Below are 18521 nucleotides of genomic sequence, written 5' to 3'. Positions count from 1 at the left end.
TTTTGAATTTATTCAATGACCTGTCAGCTTTGAGTGAGCGACCGGTTCGAGAGAACCGAAAACAGTAACAGGTTTAAACTGAAGAGTTTGATCCTGGCTCAGATTGAACGCTGGCGGCATGCCTTACACATGCAAGTCGAACGGCAGCACGGGTGCTTGCACCTGGTGGCGAGTGGCGAACGGGTGAGTAATACATCGGAACATGTCCAGTAGTGGGGGATAGCCCGGCGAAAGCCGGATTAATACCGCATACGATCCATGGATGAAAGCGGGGGACCTTCGGGCCTCGCGCTATTGGGGTGGCCGATGGCGGATTAGCTAGTTGGTGGGGTAAAGGCCTACCAAGGCGACGATCCGTAGCTGGTCTGAGAGGACGACCAGCCACACTGGGACTGAGACACGGCCCAGACTCCTACGGGAGGCAGCAGTGGGGAATTTTGGACAATGGGCGAAAGCCTGATCCAGCAATGCCGCGTGTGTGAAGAAGGCCTTCGGGTTGTAAAGCACTTTTGTCCGGAAAGAAATCCTTCGAGATAATACCTTGAGGGGATGACGGTACCGGAAGAATAAGCACCGGCTAACTACGTGCCAGCAGCCGCGGTAATACGTAGGGTGCGAGCGTTAATCGGAATTACTGGGCGTAAAGCGTGCGCAGGCGGTGATGTAAGACCGATGTGAAATCCCCGGGCTTAACCTGGGAACTGCATTGGTGACTGCATCGCTGGAGTATGGCAGAGGGGGGTAGAATTCCACGTGTAGCAGTGAAATGCGTAGAGATGTGGAGGAATACCGATGGCGAAGGCAGCCCCCTGGGCCAATACTGACGCTCATGCACGAAAGCGTGGGGAGCAAACAGGATTAGATACCCTGGTAGTCCACGCCCTAAACGATGTCAACTGGTTGTCGGGCCTTCATTGGCTTGGTAACGTAGCTAACGCGTGAAGTTGACCGCCTGGGGAGTACGGTCGCAAGATTAAAACTCAAAGGAATTGACGGGGACCCGCACAAGCGGTGGATGATGTGGATTAATTCGATGCAACGCGAAAAACCTTACCTACCCTTGACATGTACGGAATTCCGCTGAGAGGTGGAAGTGCCCGAAAGGGAGCCGTAACACAGGTGCTGCATGGCTGTCGTCAGCTCGTGTCGTGAGATGTTGGGTTAAGTCCCGCAACGAGCGCAACCCTTGTCCCTAGTTGCTACGCAAGAGCACTCCAGGGAGACTGCCGGTGACAAACCGGAGGAAGGTGGGGATGACGTCAAGTCCTCATGGCCCTTATGGGTAGGGCTTCACACGTCATACAATGGTCGGAACAGAGGGTTGCCAAGCCGCGAGGTGGAGCCAATCCCAGAAAACCGATCGTAGTCCGGATCGCAGTCTGCAACTCGACTGCGTGAAGCTGGAATCGCTAGTAATCGCGGATCAGCATGCCGCGGTGAATACGTTCCCGGGTCTTGTACACACCGCCCGTCACACCATGGGAGTGGGTTTTGCCAGAAGTGGCTAGTCTAACCGCAAGGAGGACGGTCACCACGGCAGGATTCATGACTGGGGTGAAGTCGTAACAAGGTAGCCGTATCGGAAGGTGCGGCTGGATCACCTCCTTTCATGAGCTCATCGCTCACTGCGTTTTAAGCGCTCACACTTGTCGGCTGTAAGAAAGACAGACTCAGGGGTCTGTAGCTCAGTCGGTTAGAGCACCGTCTTGATAAGGCGGGGGTCGATGGTTCGAATCCATCCAGACCCACCACTGTCTGTGACGGGCAGCCCCCTTGAGTTGTGTGACTGGGGGATTAGCTCAGCTGGGAGAGCACCTGCTTTGCAAGCAGGGGGTCGTCGGTTCGATCCCGTCATCCTCCACCAATTCCCAATGCACAGCGTTCTGCAGCAATGATGCAGAACACTTCGCATTGGCGATTGAGCCAGTCAGAGCGATATGAAAATATCGGCTGTCGTTCTTTAACAATCAGGAAGAAGTAGTAAAGAGATTCATCCAAAAATGTCTAGAGATGGGCATGAGTAGGTGAATCAGGGTTGTGATTGTATCGAAAGTATTTTTAAGTGATCGAAAGATTGCCTTGAAATACGGCGCAACACGAATACTCAACCTGTAGCGCGTGTGAACCGACGCAAGCAATTGCGCAGGAGACACACCCGTTATAGGGTCAAGCGAACAAGTGCATGTGGTGGATGCCTTGGCGATCACAGGCGATGAAGGACGCGGTAGCCTGCGAAAAGCGGTGGGGAGCTGGCAAACAAGCTTTGATCCACCGATATCCGAATGGGGAAACCCACTCCGAATGGAGTATCCATGACTGAATACATAGGTCATGTGAAGCGAACGCGGCGAACTGAAACATCTAAGTAGCCGCAGGAAAAGAAATCAACCGAGATTCCCAAAGTAGTGGCGAGCGAAATGGGACCAGCCTGCATTCTTTATCTGAACTGTTAGCCAAACGCTCTGGAAAGTGCGGCCATAGTGGGTGATAGCCCCGTAGGCGAAAACAGATTGGAAGAACTAGGGATGCGACAAGTAGGGCGGGACACGTGAAATCCTGTCTGAAGATGGGGGGACCATCCTCCAAGGCTAAATACTCGTGATCGACCGATAGTGAACCAGTACCGTGAGGGAAAGGCGAAAAGAACCCCGGGAGGGGAGTGAAATAGATCCTGAAACCGCATGCATACAAACAGTCGGAGCCTCGCAAGGGGTGACGGCGTACCTTTTGTATAATGGGTCAGCGACTTACATTCAGTGGCAAGCTTAACCGAATAGGGCAGGCGTAGCGAAAGCGAGTCCGAACAGGGCGTTCAGTCGCTGGGTGTAGACCCGAAACCAGGTGATCTATCCATGGCCAGGTTGAAGGCACGGTAACACGTGCTGGAGGACCGAACCCACTAACGTTGAAAAGTTAGGGGATGAGCTGTGGATAGGGGTGAAAGGCTAAACAAACCTGGAAATAGCTGGTTCTCTCCGAAAACTATTTAGGTAGTGCCTCGTGTATCACCTTCGGGGGTAGAGCACTGTCATGGTTGAAGGGTCCATTGCGGATTACTTCGCCATAGCAAACTCCGAATACCGAAGAGTGCAATCACGGGAGACAGACATCGGGTGCTAACGTCCGGTGTCAAGAGGGAAACAACCCAGACCGCCAGCTAAGGTCCCCAAATATGACTAAGTGGGAAACGAAGTGGGAAGGCTAAAACAGTCAGGAGGTTGGCTTAGAAGCAGCCACCCTTTAAAGAAAGCGTAATAGCTCACTGATCGAGTCGTCCTGCGCGGAAGATGTAACGGGGCTAAGTCATATACCGAAGCTGCGGATGCGAGCTAGTCTCGCATGGTAGGAGAGCGTTCCGTAAGCCTGCGAAGGTGCGTTGAAAAGCGTGCTGGAGGTATCGGAAGTGCGAATGCTGACATGAGTAGCGATAAAGGGGGTGAAAGGCCCCCTCGCCGTAAGCCCAAGGTTTCCTACGCAACGTTCATCGGCGTAGGGTGAGTCGGCCCCTAAGGCGAGGCAGAAATGCGTAGCTGATGGGAAGCAGGTCAATATTCCTGCACCATTGTTGAATGCGATGGGGGGACGGATCGCGGAAGGTTGTCCGGGTGTTGGAAGTCCCGGTCCTTGCATTGGAGAAGGCGCTTTGGCAAATCCGGGCGCGGAATTCAAGGGTGTGAGGCCAGTCTCTCAGGAGACGAAGCAACTGGAAGTGGTTCCAAGAAAAGCCTCTAAGCTTCAGTTCAGCAGTGACCGTACCGCAAACCGACACAGGTGGGCGAGATGAGTATTCTAAGGCGCTTGAGAGAACTCGGGAGAAGGAACTCGGCAAATTGGTACCGTAACTTCGGGATAAGGTACGCCCCTGTAGCTTGACTGGCCTGCGCCAGAAGGGTGAAGGGGTTGCAATAAACTGGTGGCTGCGACTGTTTAATAAAAACACAGCACTCTGCAAACACGAAAGTGGACGTATAGGGTGTGACGCCTGCCCGGTGCCGGAAGATTAAATGATGGGGTGCAAGCTCTTGATTGAAGTCCCGGTAAACGGCGGCCGTAACTATAACGGTCCTAAGGTAGCGAAATTCCTTGTCGGGTAAGTTCCGACCTGCACGAATGGCGTAACGATGGCCACACTGTCTCCTCCCGAGACTCAGCGAAGTTGAAGTGTTTGTGATGATGCAATCTCCCCGCGGCTAGACGGAAAGACCCCATGAACCTTTACTGTAGCTTTGCATTGGACTTTGAACCGGTTTGTGTAGGATAGGTGGGAGGCTGTGAAGTGTGGACGCTAGTCTGCATGGAGCCGTCCTTGAAATACCACCCTGATCTGTTTGAGGTTCTAACCTTGGTCCGTGATCCGGATCGGGGACAGTGCATGGTAGGCAGTTTGACTGGGGCGGTCTCCTCCCAAAGGGTAACGGAGGAGTACGAAGGTACGCTAGGTACGGTCGGAAATCGTGCTGATAGTGCAATGGCATAAGCGTGCTTGACTGTGAGACTCACAAGTCGAACAGGTGCGAAAGCAGGTCATAGTGATCCGGTGGTTCTGTATGGAAGGGCCATCGCTCAACGGATAAAAGGTACTCTGGGGATAACAGGCTGATACCGCCCAAGAGTTCATATCGACGGCGGTGTTTGGCACCTCGATGTCGGCTCATCTCATCCTGGGGCTGTAGCCGGTCCCAAGGGTATGGCTGTTCGCCATTTAAAGAGGTACGTGAGCTGGGTTTAAAACGTCGTGAGACAGTTTGGTCCCTATCTGCCGTGGGCGCTGGAAGTTTGAGGGGGCCTGCTCCTAGTACGAGAGGACCGGAGTGGACGAACCTCTGGTGTACCGGTTGTGACGCCAGTCGCATCGCCGGGTAGCTATGTTCGGAAGAGATAACCGCTGAAAGCATCTAAGCGGGAAACTCGCCTCAAGATGAGACTTCCCCGGGGACTAGATCCCCTTGAAGGGTCGTTCGAGACCAGGACGTTGATAGGTCAGGTGTGGAAGCGCAGTAATGCGTTAAGCTAACTGATACTAATTGCCCGTAAGGCTTGATCCTATAACAGGTGTGTTTCAGACACGCATGGTTGAGTGATCACGTGTTGTGCCGATTCAAACAACACAACCCCAATTCAGCAACACCCTCTTTACGCTTCTTCCAGATTGGCTGTGGCGCCTCCAAAGGCGACGCAGCAACCCGTCATGCCTGATGACCATAGCGAGTTGGTCCCACCCCTTCCCATCCCGAACAGGACCGTGAAACAACTCCACGCCGATGATAGTGCGGATTGCCCGTGTGAAAGTAGGTAATCGTCAGGCTCCTCATGCTGTAACGTCCAGAACCCCGGTGTCTCCGAAAGAGAACCGGGGTTCTGGCGTTTGGGCGTCGTAAATCCTGAATTTTGCGCGCTTCACACACGGTACCTCTGCGTACGCTTCGCCACAACACGGTATGGGGTCCTTTTTGATTAATTGAGGATTACGAGGCAAATGCGGCGCAGATTCCGAGGAAGAAGGCTTCCTACTCTCGGTACGCACATTCTTTGCCGACGGCTCATCCACGAAAAGGCGGTCGCAAGTGGAACCTGCTTGTTGTACCAGGCGATTGCGCCGATCGGCGCGGGTACCGCAGGTTCGACGATGGGATCTACAACCCGAACCTCTTTGGTATCACGGGTGCCGAGGACCTGGGTGGCGGGACGAAAGTGATCTTCAAGCTGGAAAACCAGTTTCAGCTTGGCACCGACGCAAAGCTGCAGCAGGGCCTGTTCGGCCGCAACGCCTGGGTCGGCCTTGACGACGCGCGTCTCGGCAAGCTGACGCTCGGTAACGTCTACGATTTCATGTATACGTCACTAACCGAGGCGGGAAACGCTCCAGCTGTTTTCTCTGGTGGTCTCTACAACTTCGTAGCTGGCCCCTTCCAGAAACTCAATATTCCGCAGAATCCAACGGGGTGGTTCGACTGGAGCCGAACCAGTGGCATTCCGACTTGGAACTCCATCAAGTACCAGTCGCCCGTGTTCGCGGGCTTGTCCGCTGGCGCGCTCTATTCGCCTGGCGGCGTCGCGGCCTCCGTACCGCTTCTTAATGCTGCGGGTCGCTTGATACGTGTCCGCGATCGCATCTTGAAACAATAGGGGTTCCCACGCCCGAATCTCGTCACGGCAGCGAAGCGACTCCCGGGGCGCGTCCGAGAACCAGGGTAAACATTAGCGCGGCCGCGAAGTACTTTTAAATAGTTGGTGTACGGAGTATATTTGCCATCACGACGATATGCACCGAATGGAGGAAGACAACATGCAGTTCCATCTCAACGGCTTCCGCGCTGGCGACCCGACGATTGAACCGGCCGCCGAAGGCGCTGCCCACAGCCTGCCACCCGACGCCGTCGACGTGCTGATCGTCGGAAGCGGTCCCGCAGGACTCGTCCTGGCGGCGCAGCTTTCGCAATTCCCGACGATCAAAACGCGCGTGATCGAGCGCCGCGATGGGCCGTTGCAGATGGGGCAGGCAGACGGCGTAGCGTGTCGGACCGTCGAAATGTTCGAAGCGTTCGGGCTCAGCGATCGCCTGCTGAGCGAGGCGTACTGGGTCAACGAAACGGTGTTCTGGCGGCCCGACGCACTTGACCGGGGCGCGATCAAGCGTACCGGTCGTGTTCAGGACACCGAAGCAGGTTTGTCGGAGTTTCCGCACGTCATCGTTAATCAGGCGCGCATTCAGGAGTATCTGCTCGATGTGATGCGTTGCTCCTCGCATCGCCTCGAACCCGACTATGGGCTTGAAGTCATCGATCTCGTGCGCGAAGACGAGGGCGAATATCCTGTGCGCGTCACGCTGCGCTGCACGGATGAAGCGCGAGAGGGAGAAACAGTCGTCATTCGTGCTCGCTACGTGGTGGGCTGCGATGGCGCGCGCAGCCGCGTGCGTGCGTCCATCGGGCAAACGCTGCGCGGCGACGCCGCCAATCATGCATGGGGTGTGATGGATGCGCTCGCCGTCACCGACTTTCCGGACATCCGGCTCAAAGCGGCTATTCAATCGGCAAGCAAAGGCAATCTGCTCATCATTCCGCGCGAGGGCGGTTATCTCGTGCGCTTCTACGTCGATCTCGGCGAGGTCACGCCAGAGAATCGCGATAGCATCAAGCAGACCTCAGTCGATCGCATCATCGAAACGGCGCAGCGGATTCTGCAACCCTACACACTGGAGGTGAAGGAGGTCGCATGGTTCTCGGTGTATGAAGTTGGACAGCGTTTAACCGACCGCTTCGACGACGCCGACGCGAGCTCACGCGAGCCGCGTGTGTTCATCGCGGGCGACGCCTGTCACACGCATAGCGCAAAGGCCGGTCAGGGCATGAATGTGTCGATGCAGGACGGCTTCAATCTTGGCTGGAAGCTTGGCGCGGTACTGGAAGGGCGCAGCCACGCGGATCTGCTGCGCACCTATTCTGACGAGCGCCAACCCATTGCGCAAGAGCTGATCGATTTCGACAAGGAGTGGTCGGCGATGATGGCCGCACCGCCGAAGGACCCGAACCGGCCGGAAGCGGGCGGTGTCGATCCCGCTGAATTGCAGGCGTATTTCGTCCGTGCGGGTCGATATACTGCGGGCGTGGCGACGCGTTACCGGCCCGGCACGCTCACGGGCGAGGCGACGCATCAGGCGCTCGCCAGCGGCTTCTTGATCGGCACGCGGTTTCACTCGGCACCTGTGATTCGTCTCGCGGACGCGAAGCCTGTCCATCTCGGCCACGCTGCGCGCGCTGACGGCCGCTGGCGACTCTACGCGTTCGCGGACGCACGCGGGGAAGCGCTTAATGCGCTGTGCGAGCAGCTCTTCTCTGCGCCCGATTCGGCTCTCCGTCTCGCCACGCCAGAGGGCGCTGATATCGACAGCGTGCTCGATCTGCGCGCCGTGTTGCAGCAGCCGCATCGCGAAGTGCGAGTGGAATCGCTGCCCGATCTCCTGCTGCCGAAAAAGGGGCGCTACGGCCTCGTCGACTACGAGAAAACATTTACGAGCGACGCGGCGGCTGATATCTTCGACGTCCGCAGCATTGACCGCGAACGCGGCGCGCTCGTGGTGGTCCGTCCCGATCAATACGTCGCCCATGTTCTGCCACTGGACGCCTACGCGGAATTGCATGCCTTTTTCCGGCCGATATTCCGCATGCGTTGAACCCTCACGAATATGCAAAATTGGCGATGACACCCGACAAGCCCGTCGAGCCCCCCCAGGCCCTCGCGAAATTCACCGGCAGCCTCGTGCGCCGCGCCCAGCAGCGTCATGTAGCGGTATGGCTGAGCGAAGTCTCCGCGGAGATCACGAGCGTGCAGTACGCGGCGCTCGAGGTCCTGCAGGAAAAGCCGGGAATTAATCAACGGCAGCTTGGGGACGATCTCGATGTGGACCGCTCGACCATCGCCGATCTCGTCGCGCGTATGGTTCGCAACGGTCTGGTTCGGCGCTCTGACGATCCTGTCGACAGGCGCAGCTATGTGCTGTTCCTGACTGCGGCCGGCAAGAAGCAACTCACGACCTTACGTCCGCATGTAGAGGAGGTTGAGCACATTCTCACTGCAAGGCTCACGGCGGAGGAACGTCTGGAGTTGCGGCGCTTGCTTTTGGCAATCTTGCCGCCATCGGTATAAGTGCAACGCGCGAGCGTTCAGGCACATCAAAAGAATGGTGAAAGGCAAGACGTCCCGATCCCGGCGCGTCGACCGGGGCACAATTTGCACACGCAGCGCGTCCGTCAGGTACCGAAGTCATGCAGCCGTTCCAACGACACGTTTCATCGACTGGCGGGTTGTGGTCGACTGCTGCCCGATGCGGCCGGCTCAAGTTGAACCTCAAGGGACGGTCGCGTCTTCCTCGAGCCGCCGCTCGCGAACGGACAAACAACGACGCAGTCGTGACAGCGGGTTTCCTCAACGCCGGGGACGAGAAAATATATTGACGAGATTCCCGTCAGGGTCACGCAGCAAAAGCGAGCGATTGCCCCACGGCATCAACGTCGTCGGCATCACGATGTTTGTCCAGGACGCATTCATCCGTTCGAACACCGCGTCAACGTCCTCCACTTCGAACTCCAGGATCGCCGATTGATTTGCAGCCGCAGTGGCAGCACCGACATTGAAAAGCGCGATCAGATGCTCAGACGAAATCGCAAGCGTCGCTCCCTCGAACCGCATTTCGGCGAATCCATCAGCCGGACGGACAGCCTCGATACCGGAAAGCCTTTGATAAAACTCCACCAGCCCATCGATATCCCGGGTAACAACACGAACCGATGCGAACTTCATTTTGAGCTCCTCGCCAAGAAAGGAAGCTCAGTCTAATGGTCAATACTGTCAGATTCTGGCAGTATTGTGCGGCTGGCAACTTGATTGAGCCTACGCCACTCACGAAGCAGTGTTGACCGCCGTTTGGGGTAGCGCTCTTCCAACTGCTCGACGCTCGAGATCCGATCCGAACGAAAATTCCGAAAATCAGCTCGAAGCTCACACCAACACATCAGGACCCTCGCCTGGTCGAAATACACTAAGGCAAAGGGCCAAACGACACGCTGCGATTGAAAACCGCTGGCGTCTACGTATGTAATGCTGAGTTTATGCTCTGCTCGGACTGCGGCACGCAGAAGGTCAGACGAGACGTTGTGGGCATGTCTCTTCAACGGCGCGCCGACTAGAAGCGAAGATTCCTCCAGTTCACGACGGAGTTCAGCCGGCAATACGGCTGCTATCTTCGCAAGCGTACTCAGCGCACCGGACGATAGCGTCTTGTCGCAGCGATCGGCCACCCAGCGCATGCCAAGAATCAAGGCATCGAGTTCCTCTGAGCGGAACATCATGGGCGGCAGCATGAAACCCGGTTTCATGACGTAGCCAACGCCTGGCTCCCCTTCGATCATTGCTCCTTGCGCCTGCAAACTGGCGATGTCGCGGTATAGCGTACGGATGCTCACGCCGAGCTCTTCGGCGAGGGCTTGACCACGCACGGGACGTCGATAACGACGTAATACTTGCAGGAGATGAAGGAGACGTTCGGAGCGGGACATATGTGAATCCTGATATCGGCACTGAGGTACATCGACGACGCTACCCACGCCTCATTTCTAACGACGTGTCAGTTGCATCGACTACCTGAAACCCAAATCTTTCGTAAAGATTCATCGCCCGATTTCCTTTCAAAACGCTTAGCTTGACGGGTACACCGGCGCCGTCTGCCTGTCGTAAAAACTCACCGATCAGATGGTCCGCGATGCCGCGACCCTGATAGCTTGGCAAGATCTGGATCTGCACGATGGTCCATGCATCCGGGTCCCGAAAGAATTTGAAAAGTCCGAGTCTTTCTGACCCACAACAGACTATGTAAGCGTCGTTGTAGCGATAGCGAAGACGCTCCCAATGAACGTGCTCGTCGGTCGACTCGCCAGCACGTTCCAGGTGCTCGTTCATCGTCGCTCTGCGCAAAGCAAACAGAAACGGCTCGTCAGCAGGGGTCGCTGCGCGCAGAGTGACTTCGAGTTTTTCCATTCGTACCGGTCGTCAGTGGCTTCCCGGCGATTGTTGACGATCTCCAGCACGTTGTCGACCGTCCGATTGTGGCCGCGTCCTGTCCGATGCATCCGGCACGTCCCGTTGAGGTGTATTCGACGCCTGCCGACATGCGCGGTGGCATGCACATTCCTGCGGCCGATGGCAGGCATCGAAAGCCTTAACGACTGCTGCTTGATGCGGCCGCAGAGCCGATTGAGCCGTACGGGAGTGGTGCGCCCTCGGCTGCTATGGAGCGAGGAAGAGACAGTGGCTAAGTCGGACCATGCGTTTCGGTATTGCACCAGTGATCGAAACGATGGGGCTGAGCTCCGTTGCTCAGAACGTTCCCCGTCCTCGGAGTCGCCGTCTGTAGTTCCTCGCGATTGCCGAACGGCTGTCGGCGGCTGCACTCGTTGCCTTCGCCTCCCACGCCGTCCTCACCGGCTGCGCACCCGTCGTCGCTTCCCAGGTAGCCGTCCGCCTCTGCGCCCGGGCTGCTGAAACGACGATGCCTCCCCGCCAAGCTTGATCAGCCTCCACCCAGACTTCATCTTCAGGGCGTCGCTGCTGCTTTCCTGATCTGGCTGCCTCGCGGCTTCGTTCATTTCACTTTCCAGTCTTGCCCATTTTCTCGACAATTCGGCTTAGCTTCTCGTCCAGGAGGGACGCGGGAAACGGCTTGACTACGTAGCCGTTCGCACCGGCCTGAGCCGCTGCGATGATGTTTTCCTTCTTTGACTCGGCGGTAACCATCAGCACCGGAAGATGTGTGAGCCTTGCATCTGCGCGAATCTCCTTCAGCATCTCAAGCCCGTTGAGGTTAGGCATGTTCCAGTCGGTAATCACAAAATCGAAGGGGCTCGCACGCAGATGCGCAAGCCCCATCATGCCGTCCTCCGCCTCATGGACGTTCGTATAACCCAGATCCCTCAACATGGTGCGGACAATTCGACGCATCGTCGGAAAGTCATCCACCACCAGAATTCTCATACTCTTGTTCATACCACTCCGCACGTTTTAGCGCCGGGAACCCAAACCGGCCTTACGGCAGTCTGGCTTGAAACTTTAGTGTCCGAGTGGTCAAAGTATCGGTATCGCAGCTAAGTCGGCACGATGATGGGGCTGACCGTACTTCGGGAAGGCATCACTTGCCATCCAATGCGCTCTTGCTGTGACGTAATGAGTGGAGGTTCTGGAGTGCTGTGTAAGCGCGCGGAAATGGCCGTCCAGCAGACCGACCCATCCGCCGGAAATGACGCCGGCGCGCCACACCGCTCATATGTAATTGCGATGCCCTAGCGACTCCAGCACACGCTCCACCACCTGATGCGGCAACCCACCCTGATCGTGCAAGCGCCGGTGCACCTGTTCAGGAGACATGCCTTGCTGCAAGTACATCCGGGCGTCCTGACGGATGGCGATCATGTCATATTCGCGGGTAAGGTCCCGATCGCGGTAGACCGAAATCGTGTCACCAACCACCAGCGACCCGGAACCGGCGATCGACACCGAAGGAGTCGCCTGGAGCGACGGACTGCTTTCGGGCTTGGGCGAGGTCTTCTTCCCTTCCAGCCATTCGTCGAAGCTGATCTCCGAACCGTGGCATTTGTCGTTATCGTCCTGAATCGGCACGATGGGCACGTGACACATGTCGGCACACTTCAGAATCATGCCGCGCAGGCAGTGTGTGGCATCGTCATTCACGAAGGACTGCCATAGCATGTTCTTGCTGTTGACCTTGACGAAGATGCCGGCGATCTTCACCCGGGCCGTCCCCGCGAAGCCCAGCACCACCACTTCGTTGTGCCCAGTGGGCGAACTGAGCGCCAGGATTTGCGACGGCGACTTCAGCGGCTGCTGAACAGGCCAAGCAGCGACTCCAGGAAAGCGTCTACCTGCACCAGCCGGTCCAAAGGCGTGGGCTGCATGGCCAGCACAGCGGCACGCGCCTGGGAGTTCGAAATCGCCAAATCACTCGGGCTAGCGATGCAGATATTGGTGCTCGGTGCCTTGAGGATGAAACCGAAGCTGAAGTTGCCATATAGCTTCTTGCGGTTTTCGCAGATCAGCGAGCAACTGAGCATCTCGGCTTCGATCGTGCTGGGGGTGCTCAGGTAAAGCTCGGCAGATTTCAGCGTTAGCGAGCCGTCGCTGCCCTTCTCGATGAAACGACCCAGCTTCTTCACCGTGTACTCATGCATTTTGAGCGTGTCCTTGGACGGCGCGAGCAACCCGGTACTCGGGCGCATGGCATGGACGAGATAGCAAAACTTCTTGTCGTTGTGCTTTAACGGTTCAGTAAAGGCCAGGTCCGGCTGCCATGCCTGCCGGTCGAGATTGCACTGCGCCAGCGCCAGTGCATCCAGCGTCGCGCGGCCGGTAACCAGGTTACGCAACTGCTGGCGCACCGCCGTTTCTGCCATAGTGCGCAGCTGCCCGACCCACCCAATCATCTGCGTCTGGTCATTAGGCGGCAGGAACGAGCCCAGCGCGATCCACTCGACCACACGGACCAGCAGCCAGGCGCGCGCCGCCTGCACCCAGCTGCCCTGCCAGAAATACGCGAGGTTATCGGCACTTTTGATCAAGGCGACGATCTGCAACTGTTCCTGCTGCGACAGATCGCGCAATTTGGCTTCGATTTTCAGGCGGCCAACGGGGGAAATGGCGCCAATGATGGTCAAGGCGTTGATCAGGTCCGGGTGCATGGTTTGCGCTCGCTAGAAGGTCGGGCCGCGTATGCCCGGTGATGGAAACGCACAGCAGAACAAATCACGCGCGCCACCTGCCGTACGTTATGGCGCCCAGTCCAGTCCAGCTCGACCGTGCGTGCTTCGCTCTTTAACGCTGGCGCTCCGTGCCCCGGACCGATTGTCTTTGTTTGCGTTGGCAATCGTTTGTTATCTTTCGGTTGCCAACGATACTGGGTCGGCCGTAACCTGCGCCGCTCAAGAATCCCGGAGAACTGGCAGATATATTCAATGAACGTCACACGTTATCTAATGGTCGACGAGTTTTTGAATGGCCACCTTCAAAGAATATGTCGACGGGGAGAGCACGACACTGTAATACCAACGGAAAGGCAGCGCTTTTGACGACTCGAAGTAATCTTAATGACGTTGACCTTCATGCGGGTCGACTCATCGTCCAACGCGACAAAAACGGTCTACCCGAAAAACATTAGCCATGTCCGTCGTTTTGCTGTCTGAAAAAACTGAAGCATCGATTTTACGGATTCACCTTTGTCAAGAAGTCCTGAGTTCTGCATGAGCGCCTTAAGTGTTTCGAAGGTCAAGAATCCATCCGGTCCGGTTGTCATTTTCGTGGGGGCTGAGGGATTTTCGGGAGGAAGCTCGTCGACGGTCTCTTGAAAGATGATTTCCGCGCCTGCCAACTTCATCGTAGCTACTTTATTTAGCAGCGTCTCAATTTGAACTCGAAATCGAAATATCAGCGCCAACACCGAAACGGGCCTCGCTAGCTGGCCGACAGGCTGAACGACGGCAACGGAAAGGCTTACCTGAGTGTTAGGGTCTGCCATGAATAGTCCCCCGTTTGACAATCCGAATTTTTCAGCAAAGAACGGTCGTTCACCGTTCGTTCATCGCTTCAGGCAGCAAGACGACTGTGATTCCCTGATGCTCAACAACCGTTTCCAATATGCAAGTCATGTAGGTACGCTACAGAGTGTAGAAACTAAATGGCCGCAGTGCAAACACTGGGATCGAATACGTCAGCCTCGGCGCCGGTGCGAGGAACGCACAAGACGCCAGTCTCACGAAAGAAACCGTTAGGAGAATGTCGTCTTCGGATCACATGCCCGCCATGTAGAGGATGGCCCAACGGCCCGCTCCCTCGGGAAGTGCCCTAACTGCCTTACACAGGTCAAAGCGCGACTGACGCAGCCCCTTCGAAAAGGTCTCCGCTGATCTCCGTAAGCGTGCGCGAATTCTCTTCAGCAGGGAGTTCAACGATATGCGGAGCGGGTCCTAATCCACCGCCAGTAGATGCTATCTAGCCGGCAAGCGCCCTGTTTGGTCCAAAGATGCGAATCAACCGGGAAGCCGTGAGAGAGCCACGCGAAGTGTAGTGACCTCGCACGAAATCTCGTGCACAGGGGTGCAAAGGTTCGGCGCGAAGGTCGGGACCAACCTGCTCAGGTTCAGAAAAGCGCGGTGCTGGTGCACTCGCTATTCGGTCATTCGCCTGTCGCGTATATCTTTCACCTTTAAGTAGCTTTTGAGCCTTCGTCAGGGGTAGACGGACAACGGGGTCGGGACTCGAAAACGCATTAGTAAAGACGCGGCGCAAGCTGGATGTCAAAACTGACGAGGCGCGAAGCACAGATCGTCGTTTTGATTGCCGAAGGCAAGAGCACGACGCTCATTGCAAGCGAACTGGGAATTACCGCGTTCACGGTTCAGAAGCACAGAAACAATATTTCAAAAAAATTCGAATTGCATACCACGACTCAGTTGGTGTCCTTTGCGATTAGCCGATCAGCCGTCGTGCCCATCGAGACGGCTCCTGTGAGCTTCGATGATCTGACCGGTCGGGAAAGGGAAATCCTGAGAGAACTGTCGCTTGGTCGGACAAGCAAGCAAATCGCGCGAAATCTCGGGATCAGTCCAAGGACGGTTAGCAAGCATCTGGAAAACATCAAGCGCAAGACGCACGCACGAACGCTTGCATCGTTGATGAAAATGTCAATTGAAATTTCGGACAAGGACGTCGGAAAGTAGTCCGCCCGACTCGACCAATCAATCCGGCATCGATGGCTGCAATAATTGATCGCATTGAAGCAGGAATCAAAACGTTCAACGTACGCACTCTGAGTAATATCGCAAGTCCCTCGAAAGAACAACACTGGTTCCAGCGGCAGGTGTTTCCTCCTGCCGCGTAACCAAACGTTGTTTCTATCTCCGAGGGCAATCATGAACTGGAATCGCGCATTCACCGATCTTTTGCGTAACGGGCGTCCGGCTTATTGGGGTAACTGGACGCTTTCGCCGAAGCTCAAACCGGGCGCAGTGGGAATTATCACGCCAGACACTGGCGACTTCACGCTGGTCAAGGACGAAATGCCGGGGCTCACCATTGGTACTCGCGGTGTTCCGAACCAATGGAAACTGTCTTCGAATAACGTGCACCGTACGGAAAGCAATGTGAACCTTGACGGGTCCGGTACCGATCCAGATACCGGAACGAAGATCACAGCCGGCGTCGAGGTCAAATGGGAATTTTCGTCGGTCGGCTCTATCGCCTCGGAATTTGGAATTGCGTCGGAGTCTTTCATCAGCGATCTGACAGCACTTTCAAAACCGGAAGCGCTGAAGTGGCTGGCTGAGCAGGCGCAATCGGTAAGCATGGGATCCGGTGGCAACATCGCGCAGGGCTTCGGCGTTATCACCAGCACAATCTACGCGCACAGTGGATTGAACGTCGGCTCACAGGACAACAGTTCGTCGTTTTCGGTGACGGGTTCGGCCGGTGCGGTTCATGACATGCTGGGCGGCGCAAACGGTAAGGGTTCCTTCCTGTCGGTCAACCAGAACAAGAGCGTCGATCAGCATATGTGGCCGTTCAAGGCTGAGGAACTCCCTCCGGGGACTGTCCCGATCGCCTATACCGTCGCGTCGTACGAGGGAGCCCTGCTGATCCCTAACTGGATCACCCGTCTCGGGGCTTTCGAGATCTTCTTCAACAACAAGCCGGGCTGCACCTACGTCACTCACATCCAACTCAGCTACGACACTCCTCAGGGCCGACGCAACGATGAGTTCTCACTGACTGGTGGCATTTCAAAGACAGTGGGAAACATTCCGCTGAGCGCGACGAACATTCATGCAAACGTGAAGTTTCAGGGTGTCATGAATAGCGACAACTACAGCTTCAACTGGCCGAGTCCGTTAGGTCAGTGGCTGACTGGCCGTCGCGAGATCGAGATGACGGGTGTCTGGCCGGGGCAGACTCGCGCTGTCGAGTTGTGATCGGACTTGGGACACATCTGGCATTCAACACACTTGCTTTTCATCTGCGAGGAAATCGTGGGGGCTGCAGCAGTATCAGTCCGCTTGTTTTTCGCTGATCGCAAACAAATGGAGTTGATGGCGTAGTCCCCGTGCCACAAGAGCGCGACTGAATCGAACGAACAGGAACAGCGCGTTGACACATTTCGATTTGTGTCGCCAGAGCACATTGCGAAGTACGCAAAGAAGTTCAACGCTAATGACCCGGACTATCCCGAGTTTGCCAGGAAAAACTCAAGAGTTCACTAGCCAGTTAATTTTATAGATACGTTAAATCAAGGAGTAAATCATGCCAGACGAAATTCTCCGCTACACGAAAAACGTTTTCACCAATGACGGCCAAACTGACGTTGATGGATTCGTGCCAAAGCTGATGGCAGTTGAGCAATACATCAAAGAGGCTGGGAAGATAACGGTATATTACGGCTTCCACGGGACCCCGAAAGGCGAGTTTGGGGTGGCATTCGACGCTGACGAGTTGCGAAAATCAAAGCAAATCGCAAAGGCATTTCCAGATGCCACCATGGTGCAGGTCAGCGGCCCGGATGACCTAAAGATCGATTACAAAAAGCATAACGAAGGCGGCCAAGTGCTTTTCACTTGGTGCGATAGTGACAGGTACATCAGGACCAGGAAGCTACTGCCGGATATAGTCAAATAAGCAACTGTTGCACCTGACGACGGTCGCGGTCTTTGTTCTGCATCGTTTCCAGCCCGAGGTAGGACAGAGGGTGAGCGACGCGGACGAAAGTTAGCCAACTCCAAATCCAAGTTTGCGAAAGTTTGTTAGACGAAGGGTGGAGATACGGCAGACCGGTGATGCCGTATCAGGAGGCGGCGGGGAAAACGGTGGGGCGACCCGACAGCCGAAAGGCTGCCGGGTCGGAACGGCTTAAAGGTCGCCCGGACGGAGGTGATGAATATCCACGTGACCGAAATCGTCGAGCAGGTGGCGATCGCGCACCGTATCGACGTGGCATTTTCGTCGAACGCCTATGTCACCTCACACGGGTCGCGCTGAGACATCCGCCAACGACAGCCCAGTGTTTGGGTACCCCGAATGCGTCAGCTACTCCTTGTTCAGATAGTTTTTTTCAAGGTATTCGGACCTGAAATTTTGTGGCGGAGTGGGAATGTCGGGCCGGCCCTCGGGCGTGAAGTCCATGAGATTCCAATACGGCCACACTGTGTCAACATGATTCGCTGACAACTCAGTTCCCCAGAAATGAAAAATCTCTCCATCCTGCCTTCTGAATACGTGCATTACTGGCCATTGCATATCATCAGAGTCTCCCTGGCATTTGTAATCGGCTTGATAGGCGGATTCCGATCCGGAAACCAGTCCAATCTGCGACCATCCACGTTGTTTGGCCCATGTATTGATTCGATCAGCCGGGGCTTTGGCAATTGCAACGAACGCGGCATGTTGAGTGACCTGATACCAGGTGCGATCAAAACCATCGACGAGCGACGTACACGACGGACAGGGGTTGTCCCAGTTCGGACCGAACATAAATGAGTAAAGGATCAGGGTGTTTTTATCACCAAATAGCTCGGAGAATTTCACGGTCTTGCCCACTTTCCCATCGTTAGCCCACTCAAAGACGTAGTCCGCTTTCAACCGCCCGCCTGAAGGAAGATTTCGGCGTTTTTTTGCGACTGATCTCACTTTTTCGACAAGCTCTTGTTCTTCTTTAAGCAACAAGTCACGCGCATCGCGATACTCTCTGCTTTCGTTTGGATACCGTAGTTCACTCATATTCGGCTCCTCCGGGAAACTGGATTTTGGTTTCCTGCTCTCCCGGACACGTCGGATGACGCAATGTAGTCTCGGGTCAGGGAAACCCGATTCGAGTGTACTCTCGATGGCCGCTCAAGGCCGGCTCGGACATACTGGCCGATAAGGGCGATTGGCTTTCTCCACTGGAGTGCGAAGGTTCACGAGGCTTCGTCGAA

The 18521-nt window shown here is 55.8% G+C and carries 14 protein-coding genes, 2 tRNA genes, 3 rRNA genes and 1 pseudogene; 12 read left to right on the top strand and 8 right to left on the bottom strand.

The window, feature by feature from the left end; all coding sequences use genetic code 11:
• Nucleotides 1-75: 75 nt before the first annotated feature.
• From L0U83_RS25735 to L0U83_RS25700, 8 genes are all read left to right on the top strand, one after another.
• A 16S ribosomal RNA gene (locus tag L0U83_RS25735) occupies nucleotides 76-1608 on the top strand.
• Between the two features lie 66 nt (nucleotides 1609-1674).
• Nucleotides 1675-1751, top strand: a tRNA-Ile gene (locus L0U83_RS25730).
• Between the two features lie 37 nt (nucleotides 1752-1788).
• A tRNA-Ala gene (locus tag L0U83_RS25725) sits at nucleotides 1789-1864 on the top strand.
• Nucleotides 1865-2164: 300 nt separating this feature from the next.
• Nucleotides 2165-5045: ribosomal RNA gene (locus L0U83_RS25720) — 23S ribosomal RNA — on the top strand.
• A gap of 146 nt (nucleotides 5046-5191) precedes the next feature.
• Nucleotides 5192-5305, top strand: a 5S ribosomal RNA gene (gene rrf, locus L0U83_RS25715).
• Together the 16S, 23S and 5S rRNA genes with 2 tRNA genes alongside form the textbook arrangement of a ribosomal RNA operon.
• 224 nt (nucleotides 5306-5529) lie before the next feature.
• Nucleotides 5530-6126 carry a porin gene (locus tag L0U83_RS25710; protein ID WP_233886986.1) on the top strand — a complete coding sequence of 199 codons (597 nt, stop codon included), beginning with the start codon at nucleotides 5530-5532 and terminating at the stop codon, nucleotides 6124-6126.
• Between the two features lie 160 nt (nucleotides 6127-6286).
• A complete protein-coding gene (locus L0U83_RS25705) occupies nucleotides 6287-8173 on the top strand; it encodes an FAD-binding monooxygenase (RefSeq protein WP_233886985.1) in 1887 nt (628 codons plus the stop codon).
• Between the two features lie 26 nt (nucleotides 8174-8199).
• A complete protein-coding gene (locus tag L0U83_RS25700) occupies nucleotides 8200-8646 on the top strand; it encodes a MarR family winged helix-turn-helix transcriptional regulator (RefSeq protein ID WP_233886984.1) in 447 nt (148 codons plus the stop codon).
• A 279-nt stretch (nucleotides 8647-8925) separates the two neighbouring features.
• On the opposite strand, the gene L0U83_RS25695 is transcribed toward L0U83_RS25700, so the two are convergent.
• The 7 genes from L0U83_RS25695 to L0U83_RS25665 form a co-directional block, all read right to left on the bottom strand.
• Entirely contained in the window at nucleotides 8926-9300 is a 375-nt protein-coding gene (locus L0U83_RS25695; RefSeq protein WP_233886983.1) for a VOC family protein, read from the bottom strand.
• A gap of 32 nt (nucleotides 9301-9332) precedes the next feature.
• Entirely contained in the window at nucleotides 9333-10055 is a 723-nt protein-coding gene (locus tag L0U83_RS25690) for a helix-turn-helix transcriptional regulator (RefSeq protein ID WP_233886982.1), read from the bottom strand.
• 40 nt (nucleotides 10056-10095) lie between these two features.
• Nucleotides 10096-10533 (bottom strand): GNAT family N-acetyltransferase, encoded by a 438-nt coding sequence (locus L0U83_RS25685; RefSeq protein WP_233886981.1) that lies wholly within the window; start codon nucleotides 10531-10533, stop codon nucleotides 10096-10098.
• 609 nt (nucleotides 10534-11142) lie between these two features.
• Nucleotides 11143-11538, bottom strand: a complete 396-nt coding sequence (cheY, locus tag L0U83_RS25680; RefSeq protein WP_233886980.1) for a chemotaxis response regulator CheY — start codon at nucleotides 11536-11538, stop codon at nucleotides 11143-11145.
• A 273-nt stretch (nucleotides 11539-11811) separates the two neighbouring features.
• Nucleotides 11812-12333 carry a hypothetical protein gene (locus tag L0U83_RS25675; protein ID WP_233886979.1) on the bottom strand — a complete coding sequence of 174 codons (522 nt, stop codon included), beginning with the start codon at nucleotides 12331-12333 and terminating at the stop codon, nucleotides 11812-11814.
• A gap of 50 nt (nucleotides 12334-12383) precedes the next feature.
• Complete coding sequence (locus L0U83_RS25670) at nucleotides 12384-13244, bottom strand: hypothetical protein (RefSeq protein WP_233886978.1); 861 nt, start codon at nucleotides 13242-13244, stop codon at nucleotides 12384-12386.
• Between the two features lie 458 nt (nucleotides 13245-13702).
• Nucleotides 13703-14077, bottom strand: a complete 375-nt coding sequence (locus L0U83_RS25665) for a hypothetical protein (protein WP_233886977.1) — start codon at nucleotides 14075-14077, stop codon at nucleotides 13703-13705.
• Nucleotides 14078-14852: 775 nt separating this feature from the next.
• Here L0U83_RS25665 and L0U83_RS25660 point away from each other — a divergent pair.
• The 4 genes and pseudogenes from L0U83_RS25660 to L0U83_RS25650 all read left to right on the top strand — a co-directional run bounded on the left by L0U83_RS25660 (nucleotide 14853) and on the right by L0U83_RS25650 (nucleotide 17226).
• A complete protein-coding gene (locus L0U83_RS25660; protein ID WP_233886976.1) occupies nucleotides 14853-15278 on the top strand; it encodes a LuxR C-terminal-related transcriptional regulator in 426 nt (141 codons plus the stop codon).
• Between the two features lie 192 nt (nucleotides 15279-15470).
• On the top strand, nucleotides 15471-16526 hold the full coding sequence (locus tag L0U83_RS25655) for a hypothetical protein (protein ID WP_233886975.1): 1056 nt from the start codon (nucleotides 15471-15473) through the stop codon (nucleotides 16524-16526).
• A gap of 6 nt (nucleotides 16527-16532) precedes the next feature.
• Nucleotides 16533-16814, top strand: a pseudogene (locus tag L0U83_RS41055) (hypothetical protein).
• A 40-nt stretch (nucleotides 16815-16854) separates the two neighbouring features.
• Nucleotides 16855-17226, top strand: a complete 372-nt coding sequence (locus tag L0U83_RS25650; RefSeq protein WP_233886974.1) for a hypothetical protein — start codon at nucleotides 16855-16857, stop codon at nucleotides 17224-17226.
• A gap of 408 nt (nucleotides 17227-17634) precedes the next feature.
• On the opposite strand, the gene L0U83_RS25645 is transcribed toward L0U83_RS25650, so the two are convergent.
• Nucleotides 17635-18324 carry a DUF899 family protein gene (locus L0U83_RS25645; protein ID WP_233886973.1) on the bottom strand — a complete coding sequence of 230 codons (690 nt, stop codon included), beginning with the start codon at nucleotides 18322-18324 and terminating at the stop codon, nucleotides 17635-17637.
• Nucleotides 18325-18521 lie beyond the last annotated feature (197 nt).

The organism is Paraburkholderia flagellata, assembly GCF_021390645.1.
In the GTDB taxonomy this organism is placed as follows: Bacteria; Pseudomonadota; Gammaproteobacteria; order Burkholderiales; family Burkholderiaceae; genus Paraburkholderia; species Paraburkholderia flagellata.
This window is presented reverse-complemented; position numbering and strand designations above follow the sequence as displayed.

What these genes read in the sequence shown, in the direction of transcription:
- L0U83_RS25670 (WP_233886978.1), bottom strand. Translation starts at nt 13,244, where the DNA reads ATGCACCCGGACCTGATCAACGCCTTGACCATCATTGGCGCCATTTCC.
- L0U83_RS25695 (WP_233886983.1), bottom strand. Translation starts at nt 9,300, where the DNA reads ATGAAGTTCGCATCGGTTCGTGTTGTTACCCGGGATATCGATGGGCTG.
- L0U83_RS25660 (WP_233886976.1), top strand. Translation starts at nt 14,853, where the DNA reads ATGTCAAAACTGACGAGGCGCGAAGCACAGATCGTCGTTTTGATTGCC.
- L0U83_RS25650 (WP_233886974.1), top strand. Translation starts at nt 16,855, where the DNA reads ATGCCAGACGAAATTCTCCGCTACACGAAAAACGTTTTCACCAATGAC.
- L0U83_RS25685 (WP_233886981.1), bottom strand. Translation starts at nt 10,533, where the DNA reads ATGGAAAAACTCGAAGTCACTCTGCGCGCAGCGACCCCTGCTGACGAG.
- cheY (WP_233886980.1), bottom strand. Translation starts at nt 11,538, where the DNA reads ATGAACAAGAGTATGAGAATTCTGGTGGTGGATGACTTTCCGACGATG.
- L0U83_RS25665 (WP_233886977.1), bottom strand. Translation starts at nt 14,077, where the DNA reads ATGGCAGACCCTAACACTCAGGTAAGCCTTTCCGTTGCCGTCGTTCAG.
- L0U83_RS25705 (WP_233886985.1), top strand. Translation starts at nt 6,287, where the DNA reads ATGCAGTTCCATCTCAACGGCTTCCGCGCTGGCGACCCGACGATTGAA.
- L0U83_RS25700 (WP_233886984.1), top strand. Translation starts at nt 8,200, where the DNA reads ATGACACCCGACAAGCCCGTCGAGCCCCCCCAGGCCCTCGCGAAATTC.
- L0U83_RS25645 (WP_233886973.1), bottom strand. Translation starts at nt 18,324, where the DNA reads ATGAGTGAACTACGGTATCCAAACGAAAGCAGAGAGTATCGCGATGCG.
- L0U83_RS25655 (WP_233886975.1), top strand. Translation starts at nt 15,471, where the DNA reads ATGAACTGGAATCGCGCATTCACCGATCTTTTGCGTAACGGGCGTCCG.
- L0U83_RS25690 (WP_233886982.1), bottom strand. Translation starts at nt 10,055, where the DNA reads ATGTCCCGCTCCGAACGTCTCCTTCATCTCCTGCAAGTATTACGTCGT.